This window comes from Dokdonella sp. (assembly GCF_035511235.1).
Lineage (GTDB): Bacteria > Pseudomonadota > Gammaproteobacteria > Xanthomonadales > Rhodanobacteraceae > Dokdonella.
Window position 1 is genome coordinate 88,350 of sequence record NZ_DATKFQ010000005.1, and the last position, 23,867, is coordinate 112,216.

20 protein-coding genes are annotated in these 23,867 nt (G+C 71.9%); 16 read left to right on the plus strand and 4 right to left on the minus strand.

Going from position 1 to position 23,867, the window contains the following annotated elements; genetic code table 11:
• The 8 genes from VMR06_RS02415 (at nucleotide 1) to VMR06_RS02450 (ending at nucleotide 9,506) form a co-directional block, all read left to right on the plus strand.
• On the plus strand, nucleotides 1-687 hold the full coding sequence (locus VMR06_RS02415) for a response regulator transcription factor (RefSeq protein WP_325372615.1): 687 nt from the start codon (nucleotides 1-3) through the stop codon (nucleotides 685-687).
• Complete coding sequence (locus VMR06_RS02420; RefSeq protein WP_325372617.1) at nucleotides 684-1,952, plus strand: HAMP domain-containing sensor histidine kinase; 1,269 nt, start codon at nucleotides 684-686, stop codon at nucleotides 1,950-1,952. Before VMR06_RS02415 ends, VMR06_RS02420 begins: the two co-directional genes overlap by 4 nt.
• 169 nt (nucleotides 1,953-2,121) lie before the next feature.
• On the plus strand, nucleotides 2,122-2,592 hold the full coding sequence (locus VMR06_RS02425; RefSeq protein ID WP_325372619.1) for a hypothetical protein: 471 nt from the start codon (nucleotides 2,122-2,124) through the stop codon (nucleotides 2,590-2,592).
• Between the two features lie 103 nt (nucleotides 2,593-2,695).
• Nucleotides 2,696-4,999 (plus strand): winged helix-turn-helix domain-containing protein, encoded by a 2,304-nt coding sequence (locus VMR06_RS02430; RefSeq protein WP_325372621.1) that lies wholly within the window; start codon nucleotides 2,696-2,698, stop codon nucleotides 4,997-4,999.
• A 109-nt stretch (nucleotides 5,000-5,108) separates the two neighbouring features.
• Nucleotides 5,109-6,770 (plus strand): hypothetical protein, encoded by a 1,662-nt coding sequence (locus VMR06_RS02435; protein WP_325372623.1) that lies wholly within the window; start codon nucleotides 5,109-5,111, stop codon nucleotides 6,768-6,770.
• Between the two features lie 239 nt (nucleotides 6,771-7,009).
• On the plus strand, nucleotides 7,010-7,438 hold the full coding sequence (locus VMR06_RS02440) for a VOC family protein (RefSeq protein ID WP_325372625.1): 429 nt from the start codon (nucleotides 7,010-7,012) through the stop codon (nucleotides 7,436-7,438).
• A 203-nt stretch (nucleotides 7,439-7,641) separates the two neighbouring features.
• The gene (locus VMR06_RS02445; protein ID WP_325372627.1) at nucleotides 7,642-8,724 is read left to right on the plus strand and encodes a sensor histidine kinase; all 1,083 of its coding nucleotides are present in this window, start codon (nucleotides 7,642-7,644) and stop codon (nucleotides 8,722-8,724) included.
• Nucleotides 8,721-9,506 (plus strand): LytTR family DNA-binding domain-containing protein, encoded by a 786-nt coding sequence (locus VMR06_RS02450; protein WP_325372629.1) that lies wholly within the window; start codon nucleotides 8,721-8,723, stop codon nucleotides 9,504-9,506. The genes VMR06_RS02445 and VMR06_RS02450 overlap by 4 nt, the downstream gene beginning before the upstream one ends.
• 361 nt (nucleotides 9,507-9,867) lie before the next feature.
• Here VMR06_RS02450 and VMR06_RS02455 read toward each other — a convergent pair whose 3' ends face one another.
• Complete coding sequence (locus VMR06_RS02455) at nucleotides 9,868-10,320, minus strand: hypothetical protein (RefSeq protein WP_325372631.1); 453 nt, start codon at nucleotides 10,318-10,320, stop codon at nucleotides 9,868-9,870.
• 367 nt (nucleotides 10,321-10,687) lie between these two features.
• Here VMR06_RS02455 and VMR06_RS02460 point away from each other — a divergent pair, with 367 nt between their 5' ends.
• Nucleotides 10,688-10,930 carry a hypothetical protein gene (locus VMR06_RS02460; protein WP_325372633.1) on the plus strand — a complete coding sequence of 81 codons (243 nt, stop codon included), beginning with the start codon at nucleotides 10,688-10,690 and terminating at the stop codon, nucleotides 10,928-10,930.
• Between the two features lie 47 nt (nucleotides 10,931-10,977).
• The gene (locus VMR06_RS02465; RefSeq protein ID WP_325372635.1) at nucleotides 10,978-12,189 is read left to right on the plus strand and encodes an ankyrin repeat domain-containing protein; all 1,212 of its coding nucleotides are present in this window, start codon (nucleotides 10,978-10,980) and stop codon (nucleotides 12,187-12,189) included.
• 46 nt (nucleotides 12,190-12,235) lie between these two features.
• Here the strand turns inward: VMR06_RS02465 and VMR06_RS02470 are convergent, their stop codons facing one another.
• Entirely contained in the window at nucleotides 12,236-17,572 is a 5,337-nt protein-coding gene (locus VMR06_RS02470) for an IPTL-CTERM sorting domain-containing protein (RefSeq protein WP_325372637.1), read from the minus strand.
• A gap of 290 nt (nucleotides 17,573-17,862) precedes the next feature.
• Here VMR06_RS02470 and VMR06_RS02475 point away from each other — a divergent pair, with 290 nt between their 5' ends.
• Genes VMR06_RS02475 through VMR06_RS02490 form a run of 4 tightly spaced genes read left to right on the plus strand, consistent with a single transcriptional unit; the run spans nucleotide 17,863 to nucleotide 20,136 of the window.
• Nucleotides 17,863-18,411, plus strand: coding sequence for a phage tail protein (locus tag VMR06_RS02475; protein WP_325372639.1), 549 nt, complete (start codon nucleotides 17,863-17,865; stop codon nucleotides 18,409-18,411).
• 49 nt (nucleotides 18,412-18,460) lie between these two features.
• Nucleotides 18,461-18,991 carry a phage tail protein gene (locus VMR06_RS02480; protein ID WP_325372641.1) on the plus strand — a complete coding sequence of 177 codons (531 nt, stop codon included), beginning with the start codon at nucleotides 18,461-18,463 and terminating at the stop codon, nucleotides 18,989-18,991.
• A gap of 49 nt (nucleotides 18,992-19,040) precedes the next feature.
• Nucleotides 19,041-19,577 (plus strand): phage tail protein, encoded by a 537-nt coding sequence (locus tag VMR06_RS02485; protein ID WP_325372643.1) that lies wholly within the window; start codon nucleotides 19,041-19,043, stop codon nucleotides 19,575-19,577.
• A gap of 13 nt (nucleotides 19,578-19,590) precedes the next feature.
• Nucleotides 19,591-20,136, plus strand: a complete 546-nt coding sequence (locus VMR06_RS02490; RefSeq protein WP_325372645.1) for a GNAT family N-acetyltransferase — start codon at nucleotides 19,591-19,593, stop codon at nucleotides 20,134-20,136.
• Here VMR06_RS02490 and VMR06_RS02495 read toward each other — a convergent pair.
• Together VMR06_RS02495 and VMR06_RS02500 are read right to left on the minus strand one after the other, a co-directional pair.
• The gene (locus VMR06_RS02495) at nucleotides 20,129-20,419 is read right to left on the minus strand and encodes a DUF6916 family protein (protein ID WP_325372647.1); all 291 of its coding nucleotides are present in this window, start codon (nucleotides 20,417-20,419) and stop codon (nucleotides 20,129-20,131) included. The two genes, VMR06_RS02490 and VMR06_RS02495, sit on opposite strands and share 8 nt — an antisense overlap.
• Before the next feature lie 28 nt (nucleotides 20,420-20,447).
• A complete protein-coding gene (locus VMR06_RS02500; protein ID WP_325372649.1) occupies nucleotides 20,448-21,044 on the minus strand; it encodes a hypothetical protein in 597 nt (198 codons plus the stop codon).
• Between the two features lie 341 nt (nucleotides 21,045-21,385).
• Between VMR06_RS02500 and VMR06_RS02505 the strand changes: the two genes are divergently transcribed.
• Both VMR06_RS02505 and VMR06_RS02510 read left to right on the plus strand, forming a co-directional pair.
• Nucleotides 21,386-23,203, plus strand: a complete 1,818-nt coding sequence (locus VMR06_RS02505) for a hypothetical protein (RefSeq protein ID WP_325372651.1) — start codon at nucleotides 21,386-21,388, stop codon at nucleotides 23,201-23,203.
• A 166-nt stretch (nucleotides 23,204-23,369) separates the two neighbouring features.
• The gene (locus VMR06_RS02510) at nucleotides 23,370-23,837 is read left to right on the plus strand and encodes a hypothetical protein (protein WP_325372653.1); all 468 of its coding nucleotides are present in this window, start codon (nucleotides 23,370-23,372) and stop codon (nucleotides 23,835-23,837) included.
• Nucleotides 23,838-23,867 lie beyond the last annotated feature (30 nt).

Sequence of the window (23,867 nt, forward strand, 5' to 3'; positions counted from 1 at the left end):
GTGTCCGAACCGCTGCGCATCCTGGTCGTCGAGGACAATCCGGCGCTGCGCGACAGCCTCGCCTCGCTGCTGGCGTTCCACGGCCATCGCGCCGACTTCGCGGCGGACGGCCGCAGCGGCCTCGCGCTGGCGCTGGCCGATCCGCCGGACGTGCTGGTGCTCGACCTCGGCCTGCCGGGCCTCGACGGCGTGCGCGTCTGCGAGGCGCTGCGAGCGCGTGCCGACCGTCATGTGCCGGTGCTGATGCTGACCGCGCGCCACGCGATCGAGGACAAGCTGCGCGGCTTCCAGGCCGGTGCCGACGACTACCTCGTCAAGCCGTTCGCCGGCGAGGAACTGCTCGCGCGCTGCCTGGCGCTGTCGCAGCGCCATCGGCTCGGCCAGGCGCACCGGCTGGTGATCGGCTCGCTGGTGATCGACCGGCGCAGCGGCGAGGTCACGCGCGCCGGCCGGCGCCTCGCGCTGACCGCGATGCCGTACCGCATCCTGCTCGCGCTGGCCGAGGCCTGGCCGCGCACGCTGACGCGCTCGGAGCTCGTCGAGCGCCTCTGGGGCGATGAGACGCCGCCGTCCGATCCGCTGCGCTCGCATCTGTATCTGCTGCGCCGCGCGCTCGACCGTCCGTTCGAACGGCCGATGCTGGTCACCGTGCAGGGCGTCGGCTTCCGCCTGGATGCGGCGGCATGAAGCCGCGCCGCCGCCTGCAGCGCCGGCTGCTGGCCGCGTTCGCGGCGCTGACGCTCGGCGTCGCCGGCCTGTTCGCGTTCTACGCGATCGCATTCGTCTACATGGTCGAGGACCGGTTCTTCGTCGCGCAGCTGCACGACGAGGCGGCGTATCTGCGCCAGGCGCAGGCCGCGAGCGGCCGCTGGCCGGCCCCGCGCGCCGCGCATCTGACGCTCCATACCGACAGCGCTGGCCTTCCGTCCGATCTGCGCGTGCCATTCCTGGCCGAACCCGGGCGCAGCGAGTTTCCGGGACGCGACGGCCGCCACTACCACCTGCTGGCACTGAACGGCAACGACGGCCGGCCGGCCTGGCTGGTCGCCGAGGTCGGCGACCGGCTGGTGGTACGGCCGATGCGGCGGCACATCTTCGCGCTGCTGGCGTGGTCCGGCGCAATCGTGCTCGCGCTGGCGTTGCTGCTCGGCGCCTGGATCGCGCACCGCAGCAGCCGGCCGCTGGCCGAACTCGCCGACGTCGTCGCCGGACTGCAGCCGGGCGAGCTGCCCGAGCGCCTGCCGGCCACGCGCGGCGACGACGAGATCGGCACGCTGACGCGCGGACTCGAGGCGCTGATCGGACGCGTGCGCACCTTCGTCGCGCGCGAGCAGGAGTTCACGCGCGACGCCAGCCACGAGCTGCGCACGCCGCTGGCGGTGATCCGCAGCGCCGGCGAGCGCCTGGCCGCCGAGGCCGATCTGGACGCCGCGCAGCGCCGGCACCTGGACCACATCCGCCTGTCGGCCGCCCAGCTCGAGCAGACCGTGACGACGCTGCTGGCGCTCGCGCGCGAGCAGCCGCTGGCCGCCGCCGGTCCCACGCGCCTGCTGCCGCTGATCGAGCGCGTGATCGTCGAGCAGGCGCCGCTGATCGGCGACCGGCCGATCCGGGTGGATCTGGACGTCGCGCCGGCCGCGGCCACGCCGCAGCCGGCAGCCGTGCTGCACATCGTGCTGTCCAACCTGATCGGCAATGCCTTCGCCCACACCGAGCGCGGCAGCGTGCGCATCGATCTTGCCGACGGCACGCTGCGCATCGCCAACCGCGGCCACGCGATCGATGACGCGCTGCGCGCCGCGCTGCACCAGCCGTTCACGAAGCGCGAAGGCAGCGCCGGCTTCGGTCTCGGCCTGGCGATCGTGCAGCGCCTGTGCGACCGCCACGGCATCGCGCTCGCGATCGTCCACGATGCCGACGGCACGCAAGCGCGCATCGGACTCGGCGCCTGACGGACGGCGGAGACCTGCCGGCCCAGGTTCGTCGCCGGATGCGCCGCCTAGGGAATCGTGATCGCGTTGCCGCTGCGGTCGTAGGCGTAGTCGAGCACGGTGGCCGGAAAGCCGGCGACGATGCCGGCGGCGCGACCATGGCGACGGCTGCCGTGGCCGGGTCGATCGTGTGGCAGCCGATGCCGACGACGTGGTTGCAGGCGACCGCGAACACGGTTTCGGTGGTCGGATCCCGCTTCATGCCGACCCGGTATTCGCCCTCGACCTGCGCTGCGGCCGGGCCGACGTCGGCGACCGTCGCATCGACGGTGCCGATGGTCCGCAGCACGTTCGCGTCGCCAAGCAGGTACCGCCTGCTGAAATCGTCGCCGACGAAGGTCGCGGTCCACAGCAGCGCGTCGGCGGGCTGCGGTCCGATCGCGGCCGCGTTCGACGGCGAGGAGACGTCGAACGACGAGTGCCGGCGGGCAAAGCCGAGATTGATCTCCAGCGCATAGACCGGCACCGAACCGAGCAGGTGCCGGATCGCCGCCGGCGTCGGCTGCGCCACCACGGCCGCTTCGGCCGGCCATGCCGGCTGCCGGTCCGGCGGAAGCGTCGTGCGCGCCTGGATCGGCGCCACGGCGCCGGCCAGCGCTAGTGCCGCGAAGGTCGGCAGGCGGGCGGGTGATCGCTGCCGAGGCAGGGTCGATTTCGGCGCCGAAGCCGCCGACAATGCGCTCTTCCCGCAGGATCCGCCGCCGGTGTCACGCACTGCCTACCGCTTTGGCGATTGCCGGATCGACCTTGCCGCGCGCGAGCTGCGTCGTGCCGGCGAGCTGGTGGTGCTGCCGCCGAAGGTCTTCGACTGCCTGGCCTATCTGATCGAGCGGCGCGAGCGCGCGGTCGGCCGCGACGAGCTGGTCGCCGCGGTCTGGGGCAAGACCGAGATCAGCGACACCCTGCTCGGCCAGACCCTGCTCAAGGCACGCCGCGCGGTCGGCGACAGCGCCGGCGCGCAGCAGGCGATTCGCACGATCCCGCGCTTCGGCTACGCCTGGGTCGCCGAATTGACCGTCGATGCCGGCACCGAGCCGCCACCGGCCACTGCCCGCGAGCGGCCGAAGCGCGACACCGCCCGGCCGCGCCGCCTGGCCTGGCTGGCGGCGCTGGCGATCGCCGCCGCGGCCGGCGGTCTCTGGCTGGCGCTGCGCGGCATGCCGCGCGTCGACCCGGTCCCCGCCGGCAGCGCGGCGGTGCTGCCGGTCGATGTCAGCGCACCGGCCGAATGGTCCTGGGTGCGCCTGGGCCTGATGGACGCGATCGCCTCGCGCCTGCGCGCCAGCGGCCAGCCGGTCGTGCCCAGCGACAACATCGTGGCGCTGATGCGCGCGGCGCCCGACGGCCGCCGGCCGCCGGACCTGCGCGCCGCCTCCGGCGCGACGCTGCTGGTCACGCCGAGCGCGACCTGGAGCGACAGCGGCTGGATCGTCCGCCTGCGCTGGCAGGGCGCGGGGCCGCCGGTCGAAGTCGACGAGCGGAACGCGGACGTCCTCCTGGCCGGACGCGCGGCGGCGGATCGCATGCTGGTGCGGCTCGGCAAGACGCCGCCGGCCGACAGCGGCGATGCGCAGGCGTGGTCGGACGCGCGACTGCTGCAGCGCGCCGAGGCGGCGCTGCTGACCGGCGACCTGGACGGTGCGCGGCGCCTGCTGCAGACGGCGCCCGAGGCGCTGCGGCAATCGGGCGAATACGGGCTGCGCCTGGCCCGGATCGACTTTCGCGCCGGACGATTCGACGCTGCCGGCGAACGCCTGCACGCGCTGCTGCCGCAGGCCAGCGCCGAAGGCAGCCCGCTGCTGCGCGCACGCATCCTCAACGGCATCGGCCACGTCACGCTGCGGCAGGGCCGGCTCGACGAGGCCGCCGATGCGTATGCGGAGGCGGCCGGGCTGCTCGAACGGGAAACCGAGCCTGCCGATCTCGGGCAGGCCTACATGGGACGGGGCAGCGTGGCGCAGCTGCAGAGGCGCTACGACGCGGCGCAGGCCGACTTCTCACGCGCCCACGTCGCCTTCGACCTGGCCGGCGACGGGCTGGCGCTCGCGCGCCTCGAGGCCAACGAGGGCATGCTCGACGCAGCGCGCGACCGCCCTGCCAGAGCCGTGACCTCGCTCGAACGCGCAGCCCGGCGCTTCGAGGCGTTCGGGACGACGAACGAGCTGGCGATGACGTCCGGCATCGAGATCGCCGCCCACCTGGCCCTGCTCGAGCCGGCTGCCGCGCTGGCCGCCAGCGAGCGTGCCTGGTCGTTCCGCGAGCGCCCGAGCAATCCGCAGATGCGGCATGCGCTGGCCTTCCATCGCGCCAACGCGCTCGACGCGAACGGCCGCCGGCGCGAAGCGGTGGCCCTGTTGCAGGGCATCGCGGACGGCGATGCGCCCTCCGACGGGACCGTCGTGCAGGCAGCCGCCCGCAGCGAGCTGGCGCGGATCGCGCTCGCTGCCGGCCGCGCCGAGGACGCCGCCGCACTGGCGCTGGCGGCGATTCCCGCGCTCGATGCGCTGGAAGATCCGCGCGGCCGGTCGGCCGCTTCGCTCGCCGCCGCACGCGCCCTGCGTGCGCTCGGGCGCAGCGCGGACGCGGCCCGGGAGACCGCCGCGCTGGAGGCCTGGGCGCGGCCGCGCCCGCAGCCGGCCGCGGCGCTCTACGCGAGCCTGGCGAGGGCCGAACAGCTGGCTGCGGAACGGCGAGACGGCTCGGCCGAATACGAGCGCGCGCTGGCGCTCGCCGCGGCCGGCGACGTACCGGCCGACGTCGCCGAGGTCGTCGTGTCGTACGGCACGGCGCTGATCGGCGAGGGCCGGCTCGAGCAGGCGACGGCCGTGGTCGGCCGGGTCGCACGCTGGGCGGACCGCGATCTCGGCTGCGCCCTGCTGCAGGTCCGGCTGCACGCCGCGCTCGGGCAGCGTGCGGCCTGGGAGCACGCGATGACGGCCGCGCGCGCGATCGCCGGCGATCGCGACATCTCCGCCGAGCTGGCGGTCTTTCCGGCCGGCGGCATCTGAGCCCGGGCATTCAACGAACGCGAAACCGGCGCGAAAGACGCGCGAATGGCGTTCCGCCGCGATTCCGTGCAGCGTGTGCACTTCCTTGTTTCCGCTATGGAATATCCGCATGCGCGTCCCCCTCGTCGCGGCGCTCGCCGCCCTCATCGCGGTGCCGGTCCAGGCCGGCACCTTCCGCGTCCTGCTCGAGAACAGCGGCGTCGCCGGCCTGTCCCACAACGGCCGTATCGCCACCGGCGTGTACGCCACCGGCCTGAACGGCGCGCAAGCCTGGCGCTGGACGCCGGAGACCGGCGTGCAGCCGGTCCCGGGCTTCCTCGACGCGATGGGCATGAGCGCCTGGGCGCAGCCGATGGCCGGGGCGTCCCTGGATGCGGACGGCTACCAGGTCGCCGCGATCGCCTACAGCAACGCATCCGTCGTCGGCCCGGTCGTCATCGGGCCCTACCCGGGCGGCTCGAACGTGGACGGCTATCTGAGCTCGGCTTTCGGCGTCTCCGATGACGGCACCGCCGTGGGGCTGGCCTACGATGCGGACGGCAGGGCCCTGGCGTTCTCGTGGACCGCCGCGGACGGCATGTCGCGCCTGCCGGTCAATCGTCCGGGCACGGCCTCGCGCGCCAACGGCATCAGCCGCGACGGCCGCCTGGTGTACGGCTGGAACGACCTGACGGACGGTTTCCGCTCGGGCGTGATCTGGCGGGACGGCGTACCGACCGACCTCACCGATGTGCTCGGCGGCCCGATCGGCGAGGCGCTGGCGGCCACCCGCGACGGCGCCGTCGTCGTCGGCGGCGGCTACTACACCGAGAACGGCAGCGAGGCCTGGCGCTGGACCGCGGCAGCGGGCGCGCAGCCGATCGGCGTCCTGCCCAATGCGATGGCCCATGCCGCCGCAGCGTCCGCCCCGGTCGCCAGATCGCCGCGGACCGACCTCGCCAGTCCGTTTGCGGGGCCGGTCCTCGAGGGCTTCCTGCCGCCGGAGTCGTTCGCGTTCGCGGTCAGCGACGACGGCAACGTGATCGTCGGCGCCAGCGGCGTCTGGCCGGTCCGCACGGCCAGCATCTGGACGCCGGACACCGGGCTTCAGCCGCTGGCCGACTACGTCACGGCCCGCGGCGTCGTCCTGCCGGAGAACTGGACGCTCGCCGCCGCCACCGCCGTCTCGGCGGACGGCCGCACGATCGGCGGATGGGGCCTCGACGCCGACGGCATCATGGCCGCGTTCCTGATCGACCTGCGCGACGACCCGCCCGGCGACGCGATCGTCGAGGCACGCGGCACCATCGGCCACAACGACCTGGCGAGCGGCCCCTTCGCGGGCATCGCGGCCGGTACGCCGGTGACGCTGTCGTTCGTGCTGTCGCACCAGGGCACCGAGATCGCGCCCGGCCGGGCGACCGTCTACCCGATCCGCCTCGACACATTCGAGCTCCGCGCCGGCAGCGCCGTCGAGACCCTGGTCGCGTCGGCCGAAGGCCCCTCGGTGATGCTCACCAACGACTACCCGCGCTCCGACGGCATCCACCTGTTCGCCACGCCGACGGCCTCCGGGCAGAGCTTCGAGTTCGAGCTGTTCAATCCGGGCGGCGACCTGTTCGATTCGGACGACCTCAACCGCATCGACCGGCGCTTCGGACCGGCGTCGTTCGAGAAGGCGTCCTGGCAGATCACCGCCGGCAACACCAGCCTGTGGGTCCAGCTCGAGGAAGTCGGCATCCACGACGCCGCCGCGGCCGACACGATCTTCGGGAACGGCTTCGAGCCCTGAGGACGGCTCGGCGTCGCCGGCCGGCCAGCGGCCGTGGCGCGATGCGCGTGCAGCGTCTGCGCACGCGCGTCGCTGCGGCACGCGGCGTGCGGCAGGTTCGCCCGTCGGCGCGAGATCGCCGCAGCGCTGGCGCCTGCCGCGGCCGTGCGCCGTCCGGGCCCGGCGCCCGCGCCTGCCGCTCATCGCCGCCCCCGCCGCGCGGTAGCATCGTGTTCCACACGCTTGCCGAGACCCGACCGATGCAAACCCAGGAACTGCACCGCGGCCGCCTGATCGACCACATCCAGCTGGTCGTACGCGACCTCGCCGCATCGCGCCGCTTCTACGCGGCGATGTTCGACGTGCTCGGCGTACCGCTCGGCGGCGAGAGCGAGGACTACTTCTGGGCCGACGAACTGTTCGTCTCCAGCGCCGACAGCGCAGCCGCGCAAGGAGCGCTGACCGGTCGCCATCATCTGGCGTTCCAGGCCGCCGACCGGGCCACCGTCGAGGCGTTCCACCGCGCCGCGCTGGCCCACGGCGGCACCGACAACGGCGCGCCCGGCGAGCGTCCGTACCATCCGGGCTATTACGCCGCGTTCGCGCTGGACCCGGACGGCAACAACATCGAGGTGGTCTACCACGGCGAAGCCGAGCGCAGCGCAGCGTCGGTCAGGATCAGGTTCTGACCGACCGCGACGAGGCCCCGCGAGTCGGCGCCGCGGGCACCGAATGTCGCCGGTCGTCCCTGCCGGCGCTTCGTACCGGCCGGACCGGCGTCCGTCGGCCGACGGCGGACGCCGGTGCGTGCCGCCGTCAGGCTGGGCCGAGACGAGCGCCGCCGGCGGTCGACGCATCTGCCGCACGCGGCGGACTTGACTATCCTTGCCCCATGTCCGCCGTCCCGCCTCCGCGAAAGCCCCAAGGTCCGGCTGCGCTGTTCGCGCCGCGGCGCGTGCGCTTCACGCTGATCCTGGCGATCGCGATCGGCCTGCTGTTCACGCTGACCTGGGAGTCGGGACGGCTCGGCCTGCTGATGCGCACGGCCGGCATCGGCCTGTGGCTGATGCTGGTGTTCGGCCTGTTCGAGCAGTGGCCGCGGCGGCTGCCGCGCTGGCTGGCGCGCTGGGTGCTGCAGGTGCTGGCGGTCGCGGTGGCGGTACCGGTCGCGACGATCACCGTCTACATCGCGAGCACCGCCGAAGGCGCGCCGCCGTTCTGGGAGGAAGGTTCGCGACTGTCGGGCTTCGCCTCGCTGACGGTCACCGGGTTGCTGGTCGCGCCGTGGACCGCGCTCGGCGCGCTGGTGCGCCAGAAGGATGCCCTGGCGCGTCATCAGGCGCTGGCGTTCGCGCTCGAGCGCAGCGAGCTCGAACGCCAGGCGATCGGCGCGCGCCTGCACCTGCTGCAGGCGCAGACCACGCCGCATTTCCTGTTCAACACGCTCGCCAACGTACAGGCCCTGGTCGATGCGGGCTCGCCGCGCGCGGCGGCGCTGCTGCGCAGCCTCATCGCCTATCTGCGCGCGGCGGTGCCGCGCCTCGACGAACCGGCGGCGACGGTGCGGCACGAGCTCGACCTGGTGCGCGCGTATCTGGATCTCATGCAGATGCGCTTTCCGGACCGGCTGGCGTTCGCGCTGCACGCCGATCCTGCGGCACGCGGCCTGCACTGCCCGCCGCTGACCGTGCTGACCCTGGTCGAGAACGCGGTGCGCCACGGCATCGATCCGAGCGAGGACGGCGGCCGCATCGAGGTGACCGTGCATCGCGACGGTGCGCGCTGCCGGATCCGCGTCGCCGACACCGGCGCGGGCCTGGGCGAGACCGGCGGCAGCCTCGGCACCGGCCTGTCGACGCTGCGCGAGCGGCTGGCACTCGCGTTCGACGGCGACGTCCAACTGACGCTGCGCGCGCAGACGCCGCGCGGCGTGGCGGCGATGCTCGACTTTCCCGCCCGCGAGGTATCGCCGTGACCGGGCCGACCGCCCTGATCGCCGACGACGAGCCGCTGCTGCGCGAGGCGCTGGCACGCCAGCTCGCCGCCGCCTGGCCGGCGCTGCGGATCGTCGCCGAAGCGCGCAACGGCCGCGAGGCGATCGCGCGGTTCGAGGCGCTGCGCCCGGCGGTCTGCTTTCTCGACGTGCACATGCCGGGCCTGTCCGGCATCGAGGCCGCGCAGCGGATCGGCCGGCGCGCCCATGTGGTCTTCGTGACCGCGTACGACCACTATGCCGTGGAGGCATTCCGCCACGGCGTGCTCGACTACCTGGTCAAGCCGGTCGAGCCGGAGCGGCTGGCCGATACCGTCGCGCGGCTGCGCGAACGCCTCGGCGCCGCCGAGCCGGTGCGCGACACCGAGGCGCTGTTGCAGCGGCTGGCCGCCGAGCTGCAGCGCGCGGCCGCGCCGGCCGCCGCGCCGCTGCGCTGGATCCGTGCGCAGAGCGGCGCGACCGTGCGCCTGATCGCCGTCGACGACGTCGACTATCTGCGCGCCGACACCAAGTACACGCGCGTGGCCTGGCGCGGCGAGTCGGGCCGGCCCGACGAAGCGCTGATCAGCGTGCCGCTGAAGGAGCTGCTCGCACAGCTCGATCCGCAGCAGTTCGCGCAGGTGCACCGGGCCGTGGTCGTCAACCTGCGCGCGGTCAGCCACGTCACGCGCGGCGACAACGATACCGCGCGTCTGCATCTGAAGGGCCGTCCCGACGTGCTGCCGGTCAGCCGCAGCCATCTGCATCGGTTCCGGCAGATGTGAGGCCGCGGCGCCGCGCCGGCGGGCATCGTTGCGCCGTACCGGCCGGAAGCCTGCGTGGAAGCGTCGGCAGCGGGCGGAGCACCCTTGCGGAGGGTCGCCGCGGTGGCGATCGGGCCGGCGTCGATCGAGATGCGGTCCGGCGCGCGAAGCGCGCGATCCGCAGCGCGGCACGCAGCATTCTCTGATTTCCCGGTGCCGGGAAACGGTCCGCCTTCTCGGCCGCGCACGCGTTCTGGCGCCACGCAGCGCCGGCGCGTCGCGCCCGGCAGCGTGCCCGAGGGCATCGGCCGCCGCGGCGCTGCCGGTGCGCGCCTCGTTGGCCTGATGCCGATCGCCCGCGGCCTGCCGCGATCAGCTCGCGCTACGCCACCGGACCACCGGCCGGCGGTCGCCACTCCAGCCGATCGGACAGCAGTTGCCACGCCGACCAGCGGTTCGCCGAATCGAGCCGATTGCGGCGATAGACCGTGGTCCGCTCGAAACCGGCGTCGCGCTGGTGGTAGGTGATCGAGTCGACGGCCGGATCGACGTCGTCGAGCGGCGGATCGGGCATCGCAGGTACCTGGATGCCGCTGCCGCCGGTCAGGAAGGCGGCCTGCGCCAGCGGCGTGAACGACAGCGCCGAAGCGGCGACGAAGAAGGTGCGATTCCTGGCGCTGCCGTCGGCCAGGGTCATCGTCTCGACGATCTTGACCGCGCTCGACACCGGAGGCACGCCGCCGCGGGCATCGCGCACCGCCGGCGGATGGCCGGATGCGGCCAGAACGCCGAGTACGCCGTCGGCCACTCTGCGTGCCAGATGTCGGGTGATCACGGGCCTCCTCCTCTGCGATGGCCGGATCGCGCACCGTGCGCGCCCGACCGAACAGAACGCGCGGCGGACCGCGCCCCCTACCCCGATCGGACAGACGCCGGCCGGCGCCGGATGCGGCGCGCAAGGCGGCCGCGCCTCGACGACGCAGTGCGGCCTGGCGTCGATCGGGCCGCGCCACGTCCGACGCGGCGGTCCGCGGATCGCGCGCGCCACGCCCGCGCGGCGCTGGCCTACAATGCCGGCGCGGAGCAAGCCGCACCCGGGTCCGCGGGCAGGGTCGAACCCACTTGCCGATACGCCTCGATCCCCAGACCTTTATGCAGCCGGCGATGCGGACCTTCGGCGCTCGATGCATGGAGGTTGTCCCGTGAACACGCTCCCCGAACGCCCGGACCTGGACCACCTGCGCAAGCAGGCCAAGGATCTGCTGCGCGCCTGCCGCGCCGGCGATGCGGCCGCGCTGTCGCGGCTGCGTGCGAACCTGCCCGCACATGCGGCGATCGCACCGCCGCGTCTGCACGATGCGCAGTCGTGCATCGCACGCGAATACGGCTGCAGCAGCTGGCGCGCGCTGCTCGACGAGGTCGCCTGGCGGCGCGACCGGATCTGACGGCCGACGATCCCTACCTGGCCTGCGCGATCGGCGACGAGGCCGCCGTGCGCGCGGCGATCGAGGCCGATCCGGCCTGGGTCGACCGGCCCGGCGGCCCGCTCGCGCTGCCGCCGCTGGTCGCGGTCACGCATGCCTCGCTGCTGCGCGTGCCGGCTTTCTCCGCGCGGCTGCGCCGCTGTGCCGGCCTGCTGCTGGAGGCCGGCGCCGACCCGAACGCGTCGATCGGCAACCGCTGGCCGCCGCATTCGCTCGATGCGCCCGGCAAGGACCGCCTCAGCGCGCTCTACGGCGCCGCCGCGCAGCACGACCTCGAACTGGTGACGCTGCTGCTCGATGCCGGTGCCGATCCGAACGACGGCGAATCGCTGTACCACGCGGTCGCCAGTCCCGCCTGCGTCCGGCTGCTGCTCGAACGCGGCGCGCGTCCGGCCGGCACCAATGCCCTGGGCCACGCGATCGATCAGGACAACCTCGCCTCGGTGCAGGTCCTGCTCGCGCACGGCGCCGATCCGAACGAGATCACCGGTCAGGGCCATGCGCCGCTGATCGACGCGCTGCGCGCACGGGCATCGGCCGACATCGTGCAGGCACTCATCGACGCCGGTGCCGACGCGCACGTGCGCGCGCCCGACGGCCACGGCGCCTACGTCTACGCGCAGTCGCTCGGCCTGACCGACGCGGCCGGGCGCATCGCCGCCGCCGGCGCAGCCGAACCGCTCGGCGAGGAGGACGCGTTCGTCGCCGCCTGCGCGCGTGGCGATGAGAGCGACGCGCGGGCGCGCCTGGCGCGCGCTCCGGACCTGATCGCACGGCTCGGCCCGGAGCGGCTGACGCGCCTGCCCGAGCTCGCGATGACCGGCTGCGCGGTCGCGGTACAGCTGATGGTGACGCTCGGCTGGCCGGTCGCCACGCGCGGCGGCGGCGCGCCGTTCTCGGGCTCGGCGCTGAACTGGACGGTGTTCCGCGGCAACGCCGAGCTCGCCGGCTTCCTGCTCGACCACGGCGCGCACTGGCACGAGACGCACGGCTACGGCAGTGACGTGCTCGGCACGCTGTCGTGGGCCTCGTGCAACCGGCCGCACGGCGAAGGCGACTGGCTCGGCTGCGCGCATGCACTGGTCGCGCATGGCCTGCCGCGCGCAACTCCCCTGCCCGGCTCAGACCCGGACGAGGGTCCTCAGCGTGTGCTGCTCGAAGGCCGCACGATGGAGTTTGCAGAGGACGTGACGGCGTATCTGCTCGATCCGGACGGCTGAGGTCCGGTGACGACGGCCGGCGCATCGCTGCGCCGGCCGTGGATCGTCAGCGGCGGCGGCCGATCGGCCGCTGGCACCCGACGCCGAAGCCGGCCAGCAGCAGCACCAGCAGCGCCAGTGCGGCCTGCGACAGCGTCGGCACCGCGACCGGCTCGCCGACCAGGGTGACCGGCTGCGACACCGGCGCGGCCGGCGCGTAGAGGCCGCCGCCGGCCTGGCTGGCGGTGATCACGCAGACGCCGGGTCCGACCATCGTCACCGTGATGCCGGAGATCGTGCACACGCTCGGCGGACCGGCCGTGTAGGTGACCGGATTGCCGGAGGCACCGCCGGTCGCGAGCGGATCGACCGTGAACGTGCCGCCCTGCACGAACGGACGCTGCGTCACCGCCTGCGGCGGGAATACGATCGTCTGCGCCTGCAGGCCGACGCTCAGCGTGTAGTCGCGCGTCGCGGTGCCGCTGACGCTGTCGGTGACGGTCACCGTGAAAGCGAACTCACCGACTTCGCTCGGCGTGCCGGCGATCGTGCCGTCGCTGCCGAGCGTGAGGCCGGCCGGCAGCGCACCGCCGGTCAGCGCGTAGGTGTACGGCGGCGTGCCGCCGACCGCCGGCTCCAGCGCCGCCGCATAGGCGACGCCGGCGCTCGCATCGGGCAGATCGGTGGCCGGCAGGCTCAGTGCGTCGACGATCTCGAGCGTGTAGGCGCGTTCGCCGGTCTGCGCGTTCGCATCGGTCGCGGTGACCGTGAAGGCGAAGCTGCCCGAGGCCGTCGGCGTGCCGGACAGCGTGCCGTCGCCGGCCAGCGCGAGTCCGCCCGGCAGCGCGCCGGCGCTGACCGCATAGGCGTACGGCGCGGTGCCGCCGCTCGCGGTCAAGGCCTGGCTGTAGGCCGTGCCGACGGTGCCGGCCGGCAGTACCGCCGGCGCGATCTCGATCGTCGGCGAGCCGATCTGCAGCGTATAGGCCTGCGTGCCGGTGAAGTCGTTGGCATCGGTCGCGGTGACCGTGAACGTGAAGCTGCCGCCTTCCGTCGGCGTACCGGCGAGCGTGCCGCCGCTGCCGAGCGTGACGCCGGCCGGCAGCGCGCCGGCGCTGACGGCATAGGTGTACGGCGCGGTGCCGCCGCTCGCGGTCAGCGTCGCCGTATAGGCCTCGCCGACGACGCCGTCGGGGAGCGTCGCCGGCGCGATCGTGATCGTCGGCGCGCCGATCGTCAGCGTATAGGCCACCGTGACGGTACCGGCCGTGCCGCTGGTGCTGTCGGTCGCCTCCACGCTGAAGTCGTAGCTGCCGTCGGCGGTCGGCGTGCCGGACAGCAGGCCGGCGGCGCTCAGCGACAGGCCGGCCGGCAGCGTGCCGCTGCTCAGCGCATACGTGTACGGCGCGATGCCGCCGCTGGCCGTGAACTGCTGCGAATAGGCCGTGCCGGCCAGGCCGTTCGGCAGCGTCGCCGGCAGCAGGGTCAGCGGCGGCGGCGCCACGGTGAGCGTGTAGGCCTGACTGCCGCTCTGGCCGTTGTCGTCGCTGGCGGTGACCGTGAACGCGAAGCTGCCCGATGCGGTCGGCGAGCCGCTGATCTCGCCGGCCGGGCTCATCGACAGTCCGGTCGGCAGCGTGCCGGCCGATACCGCGAACGTATACGGCGCGGCACCGCCGCTGGCGGTCAGCTGCTGGGCATACGCGGCGCCGACGGCCGGGTCTGGCAGCGTCGCCGGCGCGATCGTGATCGTCGCGGCGCCGACGCGCAGCGTGTAGGCCTGCGCGACCGAGAACGGCGCGCCGCTGCCGGTGCTGGCATCGGTCGCGGTGATCGTGACCGGGTAATCGCCGGGCACGGTCGGCGTGCCGCTCATCAGACCGGCGCTCGACAGCGAGATGCCGGCCGGCAGCGTGCCGGCGGTCACCGCATAGGTATACGGCGCGGTGCCGCCGCTGGCCTCGAAGCTCTGGCTGTACGGCGCGTTGTAGACCAGGGTCAGGTCGCCGGCCGGCGGCGTCATCGTCAGCGTGGCGGCACCGATCGTCACCGCGAAGGTCTCGCTGTGCGTGAACGGACCGGTGCCGGTGCTGCTGTCGGTACCGGTGACCTCGACCGAGAACGTGCCGGCGGCAGTCGGCGTACCCGAGACCGTCACCGTGGTCGCGGTACTGGCATCGACCGACAGGCCGGCCGGCAGTCCGGTGACCGCATAGCTGCCGTACGGCGCCGCACCGCCGGCGAACGTGAAGCTCAGCGTGTACGGCGCACCGACCGGCGCGGTCAGCGCGCCATCCGGCGTGATCGTGATCGTCGGCTCGCCGACCGTGATCGTCACCGTGGCCGGCGCGGACGTGCCGGTGCCGTTGCTCGCGGTGTACGTGAACGTGTCGGGGCCGGCATAGCCCGAGACGGGCTGGTAGGTGATCGCCAGGCCGCTGGCGATCGCCGTGCCGTGCGTCGGCGCGGTGCCGATCGCGACGGCGTCGGGCGTGCCGCCGCTGATGTCCAGCGTGATCGGCGTGGCCGGCGCGTCGTAGGCCACGCTGGCGCTGACCGGGTTGGCAACCGGTACCGCGTCGACGACGACCAGGCTGTAGCCGCGCGGGGCCGAGCTGTAGGGACCGTCGCCGGTCGTGCTGTCGGTCGCGGTGACGCTGAAGTCGAACGTGCCGATCGCGGTCGGCGTGCCGCTCAGCGTGCCGTCGGCCGTCAGCGTGATGCCGCCCGGCAGCGTGCCGGCGGTCAGCGCATAGGTGTACGGGGCGGTGCCGCCGGAGGCCGGATTGAGCGCGGCCGTGTACGGCGAGTCGAGCACGGCCTGCGCCAGCGTCGTCGCCGGCAGCACGACGGTCGGCGCCGCGACGATCAGCGTATAGGCCTGCACGCCGGTGAACGGTCCCGGCGACGGACTGCCGTCGGTGGCGGTGACCGTGAACGCGAACGTGCCCGAGGCGGTCGGCGTGCCGGACAGCGTGCCGCCGCTCGCCAGCGTGAGCCCGGCCGGCAGTGCGCCGGCCGTCACCGCGAACGTATACGGCCCGCCGTTGCCGCCGCTGGCGGTCAGCGTCTGGCTGTAGGCGGCGGCGACCGCGGCGTTCGGCAGCGTCGCCGGCGCGATCGTGACCGGCTCGTCGTCGTCGAGGATCGTGCCGGTACCGGTCGCGCTGCCGAGCGTCGCATTGGTCGGCGCCGACAGCGCGACCGAGAACGTCTCGTCGGCCTCCGGCACGATGTCGCCGACCACCTGCACGGTGACCGCCTGCGTCGTCACGCCGGGCGGGAACGTCAGCGTGCCGCTGGCCGGCTGGTAGTCGGCCGGCGCGGCGGCGGTGCCGTTGGCGGTCGCGTAGCTGACGGTGACCGTCTGGCCGCTGACGGCGCTCAGCGACACGGTGAACAGAGCCGGCGTGGTGCCGCTGTCGCCTTCGGAGACGTTCACGTTGCCGATGCCGAGGGTCGGCAGCGGATCGTCGTTGACGATCGTGCCCTGACCCTGGGTGTCGCCCGCGACGGCACCGCTGATGTTGGTGACGTTGACGAAGAACGTCTCGTCGGCCTCGTTCAGGGTATCGCCGTTGACCTGCACCGTGAACGAGTAGGTGCTCGATCCGGCCGGAATCGTCTGCGCGGTCAGCGAGCGGGCCACGTAGTCGCTGCCGGCGGTCGCGGTGCCGTCGGCGGTCGCGACGTCGAACGTGACGCCGCCTGGTCCGGCCGGCTGGCTCAGGCTGACCGTGAACGTGAAGCTGGTCGTGCCGGCATTGCCTTCGGCCTGCGAGACGTCGTTGATCGACAGCGACGGCGAGTCGTCGTTGACGATGGTCGCGGTGGCGGCGCCCGGCGATCCGACCGTGTAGGCCGCGCTGGCGGTCAGCGTCACGATGACGGTCTCGTCGGGCTCGATCGCCGCGTCGGCGGTCGGCGTGACGGTGATCGTCGCGCTGGTCGTATTGGCCGGAATCACCAGCGGCGAGGCCGGACTCGTGAAGTCCGTGCCGGCCGTCGCGGTGCCGCCGAGCGTGTAGCTGACCGACACCGCGCTCGGTGCGGCCTGGTCGAGCGTGACCGTGTAGACGAAGGCTCCGCCGCCGTCCTCCGGCAGCGAGGACGGTGCCACCGCGATCGTCGCGGTCGGCCGGTCGTCGTTGGCGATCGTGCCGGTCGCGCTGGCCGGACCGCCGACGCTGTAGCCGGCGCCGGCCGCCACGCTCAGGACCACGGTCTCGTCGGCCTCGACCGTGGTGTCGGCGACCGGCACGATGCTGATCGTCGTTGTGGTCTGACCGGCCGGAATCGTCGCGACCGCAGTCGCGCCGGTGTAGTCGATGCCGGGGGTCGCGGTGCCGCCGACGGTGATGTTGACGGCCGTCGGCGAGGACAGGTTGAGCGTGCGCGTGACCGTGTAGACCAGGGCCGTGCCGCTGTCCTCCGGCACGCTGGCCGGCGCGACCGCGATGCTGACCGCCGGCGGCGGGCTGACCGTCAGCGTGAACGGCTCGAGCTCGAAGTAGGTGCCCGGTCCGCTGCTCGCGTCGGTGACGCGCAGCGTGACCGGATAGTTGCCGGGCGCCGCGTTGGTGAGGCCGCTGAGCAGGCCGGCCGACGACAGCGTGATGCCGGTCGGCAGCACGCCCGATTCGATCTGGAACACATGCGGCGCCAGACCGCCGCTGGCGGCCAGCGTCAGCGAGAACGACACGCCCTGGATCGCGGTGGCCGTGGGCGGCACCAGCGTCAGCATGGGGTTTTCGACCACGCCGGTGTAGCCCTTGATCACGAAGTCGCCGATCGAGTCCTGCGAGCGCACCGAGAACGCATACGGTCCGCGCTGGGTCGGCGTGCCGGACAGCACGCCGGCCGGCGTCAGCGTGATGCCGGGCGGCAGCGATCCGGCCGACAGCGCGTAGGTGTACGGGGCGACGCCGCCGCTGGAGGTCAGCGTCTGCGAGAACGGCGTGCCGGCGCGCATCGCCGGCAGCGTCGCCGGCGCGACGACGATCGTGGCCGTCGGCGGCCCGATCGTGATGTTGATGTTGATGCGACCGCCGTCCTCGTCCTCCAGATAGAAGCTGTCGGATGTCGCCGAATTGCCGTTGTGCGAATAGGTGACGAACTGCGTACCGAGCGGCCCGGTCTGCGGACCCACGGTATAGGTGCCGTGCGTCGGTGGAATGCCCGGATCGCCGACGCCGATGTTGAGCGGGCCGTCGCAGTTGCTGACGTCGATCGGCACCGAGTCGCCGTTGGCGACCGTGGCGTTCAGCGTGGGACAGTAGACCGAGTCCTGCGCCGAGGCCGGGGCCGCCAGCACGATGCCCGCGCACAGCAGCAAGACCGACCAGATCCAGTGCGCGAACCGCTGGTTTGCGCGTGGTGCCGCGGCACGAATGACGTCCTTCATGGCTTTGCTCCCCGACGAACCCGATGTATCCGTCACGCACGCGCCGATAGCCGGCGAGGCGCCCCTCGGACCGAACGGATGCCGCTGCGATCTGACCCCACGCCGCGACGCCCCCGCGCGAATTGGAACAGGATCGCGCCTGCGACGGAAGTCCCGGCCGCCGTATACCTGTGAACAAGCGCTCAATTGGGCACGACGCTAGCGCGGCCTCTTGCCTGCGGCCGTGGCGTGGTTCACAGTGCGTACTGCGCCGCTCCGGGGACGGGGCAAATCGATCGGGGGACACGACGGTGGCCGAAAATTTCATGGGGCGGATCATGCCCGCCGGGTTCAATTTCGCGCCGCGCAATTTCGCGCTATGCAACGGCCAGCTGATGGCGATCGCGCAGAACCAGGCGCTGTTCTCGCTGCTCGGCACGCAGTTCGGCGGCAACGGGACGACCAACTTCGCGCTGCCCGATCTGCGCAGCCGCACGCCGGTCGCCTTCGGCAATTCGGTCGATCCGAGCTGGAATCCCAGCCCGTACACGATCGGCGAGATCGGCGGGAGCGAGAACGTCACCCTGCTCTCGGCCCAGATGCCCGCCCATACCCATCAGGCGATGGCGACCAGCAGCGACGCCACCAGCCGCAACCCCAGCGGCCGGCTGCTGGCGACCAGTACCGATACCGCGATCGAGCCGGCGATGCTGTACGCACCGGCCGGCGGTTCCGTCGTGCCGATGAATCCGACCTCGGTCGCGCTGGCCGGCGGCAGCCAGCCGCACAACAACCTTCAGCCATACACGACGATCAATTTCTGCATCGCGCTGACGGGCATCTACCCGTCGCGCAACTGACGGCCTGCGTCGCGGCGCATTTCAGGACGAACGGTCGAAGGACACTGTCATGAGCCAACCCTACATCGGCGAGATTCGCCTGTTCGGCTTCTCGCGCACGCCGGTCGGCTGGCAGAGCTGCGATGGCAGCCTGCTCAGCATCGCCCAGAACGACGCGCTGTTCGTCCTGCTCGGCACCACATACGGCGGCGACGGCATCAATACCTTCGCCGTGCCGGATCTGCGCGGCCGCGTGCCGATCCATCAGGGCCAGGGCCCGGGCCTGAGCCCGTACGTGATCGGTCAGAAGTCCGGCAGCGAGAACGTCACGGTGCTCGGCACGCAGATGCCCGCGCACACCCATACGATGATCGCGACGCCGGCGGCGGCGACGGCGCGAACGCCCGGCACCAGCCTGCTGCCGGGCGCGATCAGCGGCGACACGCTGTACGTGTCGGACGTGGGCGGCGCCACGCCGATCGGCATGGCGCCGGCCTCGACCAGCAGCACCGGCGGTACGCAGCCGCACGACAACACGATGCCGACGCTGACGGTGCAGTACTGCATCTCGCTCTACGGCATCTTCCCCTCTCAGTCGTGACCCTGCGCGACGGCAGCCCGCGCGCGCCGCAGCACTCCGGAGACCTACCATGACCGAACCCTTCATCGGCGAGATCCAGCTGTTCGGCTTCAACTTCCCGCCGCGCGGCTGGAGCTACTGCAACGGCGCCACGCTGGCGATCCAGCAGAACACGGCGCTGTTCTCGCTGATCGGCACCTATTACGGCGGCAACGGTCTGTCCACGTTCCAGCTGCCCAATCTCATGGCGCGCGCAACCTGCAGTCAGGGCCAGGGACCGGGACTGGCGACGCGCTCGATCGGAGAAGCGTTCGGCAACGCCCAGGTCACGCTGACGCAGCAGCAGATGCCGGCGCACGTGCACGGCATGGTCGCCTACTCGCAGCCGGATCTGAGCAAGCGCACCAACATCCCGAGCGCCAATGCCGCGCTCGGCCTGCCCGGCTCGGCCACGGCGCGTGCCTACAACGGACCGCCGGCCAATGCCAGCTTCGCGCCGACGATGCTGCAGCCGGCCGGCGGCGGCCAGCCGCACGAGGAGCGGCAGCCGTACCTGGCGGTCAATTTCGCGATCGCGCTGCAGGGCGTCTTTCCGCCGTTCGACTAGGCACGCCCCGACGATGCTGCCGTTCCCGGCTGCGCGGGCGGACCGGTTCGCGCTGCCGGCGGCACTGGTCGATACCGGGCACGCCGTGCGCCCGCTCGGCGCGAGCGATCTGCCGTGGCTGCGCGCGCTCTACGCCGAGAGCCGCGCCGACGAGCTGGCCGGCGTACCGTGGCCGCCGCAGATGCTGCAGGCCTTCCTCGACCAGCAGTTCCAGGCCCAGCACGCCCACTACGTGCAGCACTATGCCGAGGCGGATTTCCTCGCGATCGAGCGCCGCGATCGCCGGCTCGGCCGGCTCTACCTGCTGCGCGCGGCGCCGGACCACCTGATCGTCGACATCGGCCTGTTCGCGCAGGCACGCGGCCAGGGCCTGGGCAGCGCCGTGCTGCGGCAGATCCAGGCCGACGCCGCTGCGCTCGGCCGCGGCGTCGCGCTGCACGTGACGAGTACGAACAGCGGCGCACGGCGCCTCTACGAGCGGCTCGGCTTCGTCGAGGTGCCCGGCGGCGACGGGCTGTACCGGCCGATGCGCTGGGACGCACCGGCAGCGCTCAGTTGAAGACCGCCTCGTAGAGGAAGCCTTCGCGCTCGCGCGCGATCGGCACGATGAAGATGCCGACCTCGCCGATGCGCGGATGGTGCATCGGATAGATCTGCTGCGGGAACAGGAACGCGGCGGTATTGCGGAACAGCAGCGAGAACGGCGCGCGCCGCGCATCCGGCACGCGCGTCGGCAGCGGCCGCGCCTCGACCAGCACGAACTCGATGCGCATGTCCTCCAGCGTCGCCGAGAACGTCTCGTTGACGCAGCCGGCGAAGTGTTCGAGCGTCAGCAGCTCCATGGTCGGGACGGCACGCCGGGCCGCGGCCTCAGGCGACCGCTTCCATGCGCAGCGCGAGATAGTCGAAATCTCCGGGTCCGGCCAGGGGGCGCAGCGGATCGCCGCTGTGCACGAGGCCATGCGTGTCGACCGCGCTGCCGTCGCGGCGCGGACTGGCGATCAGGTAGTGGCCCGGCATCAGCACGCGCGCCTCGGCACGCGTCAGCGCCAGCGTCTCGCGCACGTCGGCGGCCGCACCGGCCGGCCGGTAGGTCAGCTCGAAGCCGCGCATGCCGGCGCGCGGCGCGACGAAGCGCGTGCGATGCCGGTTGTCGCCGGCCGCCTGCCAGGCCAGGAACGGCACCCGCCCGCCTTCGAGCGTGTCGAACAGCGCGGTCAGCGTGAAATCGGCCAGTACCGGTGATTCGCCGGCCGCATGCAGGCCGTCGACGCAGACGCGCAGCGCCTCGGCGCCGCAGGCTGCGCAGTCGGCCGTCGCGAACGGCACGAACGGCGTGCCCGGCGCGGCGGAGGCGGCGTAGAGCAGGCTGAAACGCGAAGACGGCGCCGCCCGGCTCAACGCCGGCGGCAGACAGGCGGCCGCGCCGATGACGGCGGCCGAACGCAGGAAATGACGTCGTTGCACAGCAGGCTCTCCCCTCGATGCAGCTCGCCGGTCACCCCTGGCCGGCACGGCGGGCCGGCCCGCGTCGCGGGTCGGCTGCGTCGGGGATTGTAGCGGTGAACTTGTCGTGCCCGCCATGCAACTACTACCCGAAATACAAAAGTCACTCAGAGGGGCACGACGAGCGCCTCAGTTCGACCCGGAGGTAACTCTTTCGGGAAGCTGTTCGGCCGAGTACGATCAAACGCCTGACTTGCCCGTCCGGTCCGCCCGATCAGCGGCCAAGCAGGACCGGCAGTTTGGGGATAGCAGGAGCACTTTTTCACCGAGTGGACGGTACACGTCCGACAGGGAGAGATTTCATGCTCATGGATGTGCAACTGGTCTTGAAGGGTGTCGTGCTGATCGTCCTCACCTATCTGGTCGCTCGAATCATGCTGCGGGTTACAGCAGCCCCTCGCGATACGAAATGGGAGCTGCTGCCCGCAACTGATGGGACGTCCACCACCCTAGTGGTACTGGTGCACGGCTTGCTGGGCCGCGAGACGCTCGTCGGCGCAGATGATCTCGTCGCGCGTGTCCTGCCCGACGCCGACCGCCTGGTGATCGACTATCACGCCGGCTTCATCACCAATCTGGATGCCTACGCGACCGCCGACGTGATCGAGCAGGCGGTCGCCGATGCATTCAGGCACAAGCGCTACGGCCAGATCGTATTGTTGGGCCACAGTGCCGGTGCGGCACTGCTGCGCAAAGTATTCGTCTGGGGTCACGGCCATGAGGAGGATCGTGAACGATTCGGCCGTCGCGGCAAGCGCGAATGGGTCGATCACGTCGATCGGATCATCCTGCTCGCAGGCATGAACCGTGGATGGTCCACCTCGCCGCGCCCGAGGGAGATGCCCTTGGGGACGTTCCTGAGCATGCGCCTCGGTGAGTACGCGGCACGGCTATTCGGCATCGGTCGGTTCGCGCTGGCCTCGCGTCGCGGAGAGCCTTTCATTGCCGATACTCGCGTGCAATGGATCCGGCTGGCGCGATCGAGTGCGGTGATCGACGGACCCCAGCCGTTTCCCAGGGTCATCCAATTGATCGGCAGCCTGGACGACGTCGTTTCCAGAGAAGACGGGCAAGATCTGCTGGCCGCACGCGGCACGCTGTTCAAGACACTGCCCCAAACCACCCACAAGGACATCTGCAGGGTGTTGAGCGGAGACGACTCGCCCGGTGCCGCCCACCGCATCGCGCGCATCACCCAGGCGCTGCTGGGCGACGTGGAAGCGCTGGAGCCGGACAAGATCCTGATGCGCCAGGAGGACCGGCAGACCACGCGCATCGTCTACGTGATGCACGGCATCCGCGACTACGCCAACTGGACCGACGTACTTCGGGCAGACATCGAACATCGCTGTGCGACGGCGGACGGCGCGACCGTCGTCGTGAATCCAAAGTACGGCTACTTTGCGATGGCGCCGTTCCTGATCTACGCGGACCGCCAGCGCAACGTGCGCCGCTTCATGGACCAATACACCGAAGACCTTGCTTGCCGCCCCAATGTGATCACCGTCGACTTTGCCGGTCACAGCAACGGAACTTACATCCTGGCCAGCGCCTTGCAGAAGTATGCGACGCTGCGCGTTCGCCGCGTATTCTTCGCCGGCAGCGTGGTGCCCAAGCATTACCCCTGGCTTGCGCTTCTGGACGCAGGGCGCGTCGACCGCGTGATCAACGTGGTCGCGACCCGAGACTGGGTCGTGGCCCTGTTTCCCAAGCTGTTCGAGCAGATTGCCGATTACCTGGGCGTTCGCCCTACTTCCGGCTGGCTGGATCTGGGCGCCGCGGGATTCCGCGGTTTTCTGGACGCCATCGGACCGTCGCGCGTGGACGATCTCAAGTTCGCGTCGGGCGCCCATTCCACCGGTGTGGACATCAGCACGCAAGCCAAGCTCGACGCGATCTCCGCGTACCTGGCGACCGGAGAGGAAGCCGGCTTCGCGGCTTTCCGTTCCGAGAAATCCCAGCATCGCGCGCTCAGCTTTCTTTCCAACGTCACGCCGTTCATTTGGGTGGCCATCATCCTGGTTCTGATGGCGCTCGGCATAGCTGCTTTCGTTTATACGGGATGGGCCGGACTCCTGATCTTCCTCGCGCTCGTCGTGATGCTTCTCTACTCGGCCTAAGCACGCTCCCTCTTACCCGCCGAGGCCCACCGGCAAGGCACGATGTCACTGCGCGGACTAGCGCCAATTGGAGCCGAGAAGCCGGCGCTAGCCAAACCGTCGATGCTCGACCTGAGCACCCCGTGGACTCGATACGGCAGCCCTGTCAGAGGATCTGGAGCAACGAATGAAGCGGCGTCACCTCGCATTCTGGGCAGCCCTCTCGCTTTCCTGCATGACCTCGGCCAGCGCGGCTCTCGATGACGTCCGGGAGTCCATCCAGTCACTTGAATTCCGCCCTATCGACGTCGATGGCTTCGTCGCCTGCACACGACACCCATCGCCGCCCGACGGCTTTCGGATTCGGCTCTACACGGTCGATCCCACGACAGGGCTGTCGTCCCCGATCGAGGCATGGCAACTGCCCGGAGGAGGCACCTTCCGCTTCAGATCGGAACGCTTCTTCTGCTCGGAGCGAGAGGTGCAAGGCACGCTCTGGACAGCCCCTCCGCCCGCAGGCCTGGCTCGAGTCGAGCTGACTTGCGAAGGCTGCAGGACCTATTCGGCCGATGTCGACCTGGACGAACTGGAACAAGTCAACGGCGTGTTCCAGCTGCACCTGGGAACCGTGGAGGTGGCTTGCGGCGTCCCGTAGCGGAGTCTAGGCAGTCGTCCGCACCTGCCC